Origin of the sequence: uncultured Limnohabitans sp., assembly GCF_937889215.1 — a bacterium.
Lineage (GTDB): Bacteria > Pseudomonadota > Gammaproteobacteria > Burkholderiales > Burkholderiaceae_C > Limnohabitans_A.
On the sequence record NZ_CALBEX010000078.1, the window covers coordinates 1 to 5,371 of the forward strand.

Here is a 5,371-nt window from a genome sequence, read left to right on the forward strand (position 1 = left end):
CTCAACACCCAACTGCTGGCCAACCAACACAGCTTTCAGCTAGAAGTGCACAGCGCCTACACGGGCCTGGCGCAGTCGGTGGACCAGTCGCTGCGCACCAGCCTGAGCCAAAGCCTGCAACTGGCCAGCGAAGGCATTCGCCCCGTGGTGCAAGCCACCATGGCGCAACTGGCCGAACAAGCGCAAAACCTGAACGCAGGCCTGCTGCACAACACGCAGCAGCAATTGGCCGAAATGCAAACCCAAATGAGCGCCACGGCCGCCACGCTGGCGCAAACCAGCGCCCAAACACTCAGCCTGCACGAACAAAACAGCACCCGCATGACCGACCGTGTGGGCCAGACGCTGGAGACGTTCAGCCAAAACTTTGAACGCAGCGCCCAAGCCTTGGTGGCGCAAGTGGGCAGCGCCCAGTCCGAGCAACTGGCCCAGCACACCCTGGCCGACGAACAGCGCCTGGGCAGCTGGCAAACCGCGCTGCAACAGATGGCCGATGCGCTGCACAGCCAGTGGCAAGCCTCGGGCACACAAACCTTGGCGCAGCAACAAACCGTTTGCGACACGCTGGCCCGCACCGCGCAAGACATCAGCCACCACACCCAAGCCCAGGCCACACAAACCCTGGCCGACATCGCCCGTTTGCTGGCCAGCAGCGAAGCGCTGGTGCAAACACGCATCGCCGCCGAGGCCCAATGGGCTGAACAACACAGCCAGCGGGCCGAGGCCTTGTCGGCCCTGCTGCGCCAAGAGCTGTCGGCCCTGCGCGATGCCGAAGACGAACGCGGCCAAGCCGCCGTGGCCCGCCTGGCCGAGCTGCAAAGCACCGTGACAACGCACCTGAGCAGTTTGGGCACAGCGCTGGAAGCGCCCATCACCCGCTTGATCGAAACCGCCTCGCAAGCGCCCAAGGCGGCAGCTGAAGTGATTGGCCAACTGCGCCAGGAAATTTCGGTGAGTGTGGCGCGAGACAACGCCTTGCTCGAAGAGCGCACACGCATCCTGAGCACGCTCAGCACCTTGCTTGACGCGATCAACCACGCCTCGACCGAGCAGCGCAGCGTGATCGATGCGCTGCTCGTTTCCAGCCGGGCCTCACTGGCACAAACCAGCGGCGAGTTCCAACAACACATCAGCGCCGAAACCGGCAAGCTTGGCGACATCGCGGCCCAGGTCACGGCCAGTGCGGTGGATGTGGCCAGCCTGGGCGAGAGCCTGGCCTTAGCGGTGGGCGCCTTCAGCCAGACCAATGACAAGCTCATGGCCCAGCTGCAGCGCATCGAACAAGCCATGGACAAATCGATGACGCGCAGCGACGAGCAACTGGCCTATTACGTGGCCCAGGCCCGCGAGATCATTGACCTGAGCATCGACAGCCAAAAAGACGTGCTCGAAGCGTTGCAGCGGCGCACCGACCTGAGCCACGAGGGTGCTGTCTGATGCTGGAGCACGATGCCGATGTCGAGTCCACATCGCCCACCTGGATCTCATTTGCCGACCTGATGACGGGCCTGCTGGGCGCGTTTGTGCTGCTGCTGGTCGGCGTGATGGCCGCGCAACTGGACATGGCCTCCAAACTGGAGACTGAGGTTCAAAAGCGGCAAATCGAAGAGCAAAAGCGCATCTCGCTGGAGAAGGCTTTGGCCGCGCCTTTGGCGAGCGGGCGCATCACGGTCTACAACGGCCGCATTGGCATCAGCGGCAAGCTGCTGTTTGGCTTGAACTCCGACCAACTCGAACCGCAAGGCCGACAACTGCTCCAAAGTTTGGTTCAGCCACTGCGCAACTACCTGCAAAGCCGAGACGAAATGCTGATGGTCAGTGGCTTCACAGACGATTTGTCCATCACTCGGCAGAACCGCCAATTTGCGGACAACTGGGAACTCTCGGCCCAGCGGGCACTGACGGTGACCCGCACCTTGATCGAAGAAGGCATGCCGCCTGCTTTGCTGTTTGCAGCTGCATTTGGCCAAGAGCAACCGCTGGTGCCCAACGCGAACGCCCAAGCCCGCGCCCAAAACCGCCGCGTGGAAATGGCCCCCGTGCCCAAAGCTGGCAACACAGGTCCGGCCAACAGCCCTCAGCCATGATGCCCGAGTCCAACGCGTCGATTAACTCACTGCTCGAAGCCTTGAGGGCTGTTGATGCCGAGCTGCGCGATCCACTGGGCTGGCACCATTGCCGACGCTTGGCCGAACGCGCACAAGAGCACACAGGAACGGTGCACGGGCTGCTGCACGGCAAGCTGCAGCGCGCAGTGCAGCGTGTGCAGGCCCGGCTGAGCGCCGCAACGGTGGCCGATTCCCCGTCGCCCCACCCTGTGGCTGTGTCGCCTTTGCAGGGCTTGCTGCAAACGCTGGCCAGCCAACGCGGCGGACACGCCGCCGATTCGTCCCGCTCGTGGCGCACGGAAAGCCCAAGGATTCAAAAATTTCGCCACCAACTCGGGCACATCCGCGTGCAAAAACAAATCACGCAAGCCCTGGCCGAAGCGCCGCAAAATGCGGGGCCCATCAACTCGCACATGTTGGTGCTGCGTTCCTTGGGCTGGATGCGCGACATTTCACCGGACTACCTGAACCGGTTCATGGGCCACGTCGACACCTTGATGTTTTTGGAAAGTGCCAGCCCCAGCCAAGCGGCTGGCAAAAAAGCCCCGGCAAAAACCCCGGCAAAAAGTAAAAAACCAACCGATTGAGACCTGCTGCTCAGGCGGTGCGGGGCAGCACCACCCATTGCCCGTCCAGCGCATGGATGCGGATGCGGTGCCCGAACACCGCTTCAATGGCGGCATGGGTGGCGGCATCTGCGCCCGCACCGTGGTGCACCACTTGGCCTTCACGCATGACGACGATGTCGTCGGCGTGCAGGGCCATGCCAATTTCATGCAACACGCTGACCACCGTAGTGCCCAGGTCCAGCAAGCAGTGCACTTGCTCCAGCCAGTCCACTTGGTGCGGTGGGTCCAGGTTGGCCAGTGGCTCGTCCATCAGCAAGGTGGGCGCGTTGCACGCCATGGCGCGGGCCAGCAGCACGCGCTGACGCTCGCCGCCCGACAACTCGCCCAGCGTGCGTTCACGCCAATCCCAAACCTGTGTGGCTTTGAGCGCGGCTTCACACATCTGCACATCTTGGGCCGTGGGCGCGCCCCACCAAGCTTGGTGCGGCAGGCGGCCAAGCATGGCCACATCCCACACGCGCAAATCCAATGTGCTGGCTTCGCCCTGCCCCAGCCAAGACAACTGGCGCGCTCGCTGCGAGCGCGACAAGGCGTTCAGGGACTGACCTTGCCACAGCACTTGGCCGGTGTGCGGCAGCAAACCCGCCAAGGCTTTGAGCAAGCTCGATTTGCCCGCCCCGTTAGGGCCGACCACACACGTCCAGCGCCCGGCTGAGATATTCAGGTCGATGTGGTCCAGCACGCGGCGTCCGCCCAGCGAGGCGCACAGTTGATGGGTTTGCAGCGCCAAGCTCATGCACGCCCCCCGGTGTCTGCTTCGCGGTAGACGCGCCACAGCAAATAGCCCCCACCCAGCACCGCCGTGAGCACGCCCACGGGCAGCTCTTGTGGTGCCAACAGCACGCGGGCCGAGACGTCGGCCAGCACCAACAAGGCCCCGCCCATGAGGGCTGACAAGAGCAAGCGCCAAGCGTGGGTGCAGCGCACCAAGGACCGCACCAAATGCGGCGCGGCCAGGCCGACAAAAGCCACCAGCCCGATCTGCGCCACCGCCGCCCCCGTGGCCAATGAAATCACCCCGACCAACACCCCCCGCGCCAGCGGCAAGGGCACACCCAAACTTTGCGCGGTGGATTCGCCCAAGCTCAAGGCGTCGAGCACCCGGGCAAAGGCCCCAGCCAGCGCCAGGCACAGTGCCAGCACCGCCGCCAATGTGGCGCACGCGCTCCAGCTCACAAAGGCGGTTGAGCCCAGCATGAAGCCCTGCATGGCTTGCAAGACCTGCGGCTGCAACAGCGATATCAATGAAGTGACCGCCCCCAGCACCACGCCCACCACCACCCCGGCCAACAAGAGGCGCAGCGTCTGCTGCACACCGCGGGCCAAAAGCAAGGTCAGCACCACCGCCAGCACCGCTCCCAAAAAGGCCGCGCCTGTCAGCCCCAAGCCCAGCCAGCCGCTCAAGGCCCAAGCGCTGCCGCCCCACACACTCCAATAAATGCCCACGCCCAGCGAAGCGCCCGAGGCACTGCCGAGCAAATACGGATCGGCCAAGGGGTTGCGAAACAGCCCTTGCGCCACCGCCCCCGCCAGACCCAGCAAAGCCCCGCCCAACCAAGCGCCCAGGCTGCGCGGCAAACGAATGTCCCACACGATCTGGCGCGACACGGCATCCGCACCCACAGACCACCAAGCCTGCCAGCCTTGGCTGCCTGCGGCCGTGCCCAGCAAAGTCACGGCCACGCCCACGGCCAGCAACCCCAGTGCCCAGCGGCCAGCGGCTGCGTGGGCGCTCATCGCGGCACCCCGATGGGTGTTTTGTTCCCGGCCGCATCGAGCGTGGCTGCCGCGCGGTTCAGACAACCGGCCATCAGCCACGCCCCCTCGGCCATGCGCGGCCCTGCGCGCATCAGCATGTCGGATTCGCTGGGCTTGAGCACGCACAAGCGCTGGCCTTGCATGGCCGCCAAGCCTGACCAGCCCGGGCGCTGCAGCATGCTGGCGCGGCTGCTGTCGCCGGCCATGATCACATCTGGCTGGGACCGCACCACCCATTCAGGGTTGACCTGCGGAAACGGCCCCATGGAAGCGGGCAAGATGTTGCCCACGCCCATGCGGCTGAGCGTCTCGCCCATGAAGGACGATTCACTCGCACCATAGGGCGCAGGGCTGACCTCCAAATAAACCCGCTGCCCACGCGCTGCGGGGCTGAGCGATTGCACCGCTGCCTGCATGTCTGCCTGAATGTTTTGCCACGCGCGCTCACTGTCCACCATGGGCACATGCAGGGCCTGACCCACGGTGCGCCACACGCGCTGCGCGTCGGCATGGTTGTTGGGCTCCAGGCGCAACACCGTCAGGCCCAACGCCTGCAAGCGGTCCGCGCCCCGGGTGGAGCCTGCCAGCAAGACCAAATCGGGCTTGAGTGCAACGATGCTTTCGATGTTGGGGTCCAACCCACCGCCCACACGCGGCACCGATTTGACGGACTCAGGCCAGTTGGAATAACGGTCCAAGCCCACCAGTTTGTGGCACTGATTGAGCGCGCAAACGGTTTCAGTGAGCGAGGGCAACAAACTCACAATGCGTTGCGGGGCGTGGGCAATCTGTACTTTTTGCTGACGGTCGTCGAGCACGGTGACGGCTTGCGCGCTGTGCAGGCCAGCCAACCACAGTGCGAACACCGTGAAGGCT

At 64.5% G+C, this 5,371-nt stretch carries 6 protein-coding genes; 3 read left to right on the forward strand and 3 right to left on the reverse strand.

The features are described 5' to 3' along the window. From Q0341_RS01760 to Q0341_RS01770, 3 genes are all read left to right on the forward strand, one after another. Positions 1–1,437 (forward strand): DUF802 domain-containing protein (locus Q0341_RS01760; RefSeq protein ID WP_299510124.1); only part of this gene is annotated, 1,437 nt, incomplete at its 5' end. After that, positions 1,437–2,087, forward strand: a complete 651-nt coding sequence (locus tag Q0341_RS01765) for an OmpA family protein (protein ID WP_299510125.1) — start codon at positions 1,437–1,439, stop codon at positions 2,085–2,087. The genes Q0341_RS01760 and Q0341_RS01765, both read left to right, overlap by 1 nt. Then, positions 2,084–2,695 carry a DUF2894 domain-containing protein gene (locus tag Q0341_RS01770; protein ID WP_299510127.1) on the forward strand — a complete coding sequence of 204 codons (612 nt, stop codon included), beginning with the start codon at positions 2,084–2,086 and terminating at the stop codon, positions 2,693–2,695. Before Q0341_RS01765 ends, Q0341_RS01770 begins: the two co-directional genes overlap by 4 nt. 10 nt (positions 2,696–2,705) lie before the next feature. Here Q0341_RS01770 and Q0341_RS01775 read toward each other — a convergent pair whose 3' ends face one another. The 3 genes from Q0341_RS01775 to Q0341_RS01785 are packed head-to-tail and all read right to left on the reverse strand — an operon-like array spanning position 2,706 to position 5,361. Further along, positions 2,706–3,473 carry an ABC transporter ATP-binding protein gene (locus Q0341_RS01775; RefSeq protein WP_299510129.1) on the reverse strand — a complete coding sequence of 256 codons (768 nt, stop codon included), beginning with the start codon at positions 3,471–3,473 and terminating at the stop codon, positions 2,706–2,708. Continuing rightward, positions 3,470–4,474, reverse strand: a complete 1,005-nt coding sequence (locus tag Q0341_RS01780) for an iron ABC transporter permease (RefSeq protein ID WP_299510130.1) — start codon at positions 4,472–4,474, stop codon at positions 3,470–3,472. The genes Q0341_RS01775 and Q0341_RS01780 overlap by 4 nt, the downstream gene beginning before the upstream one ends. Further along, positions 4,471–5,361, reverse strand: a complete 891-nt coding sequence (locus Q0341_RS01785) for a helical backbone metal receptor (RefSeq protein ID WP_299510131.1) — start codon at positions 5,359–5,361, stop codon at positions 4,471–4,473. The genes Q0341_RS01780 and Q0341_RS01785 overlap by 4 nt, the downstream gene beginning before the upstream one ends. Positions 5,362–5,371: the final 10 nt, after the last annotated feature.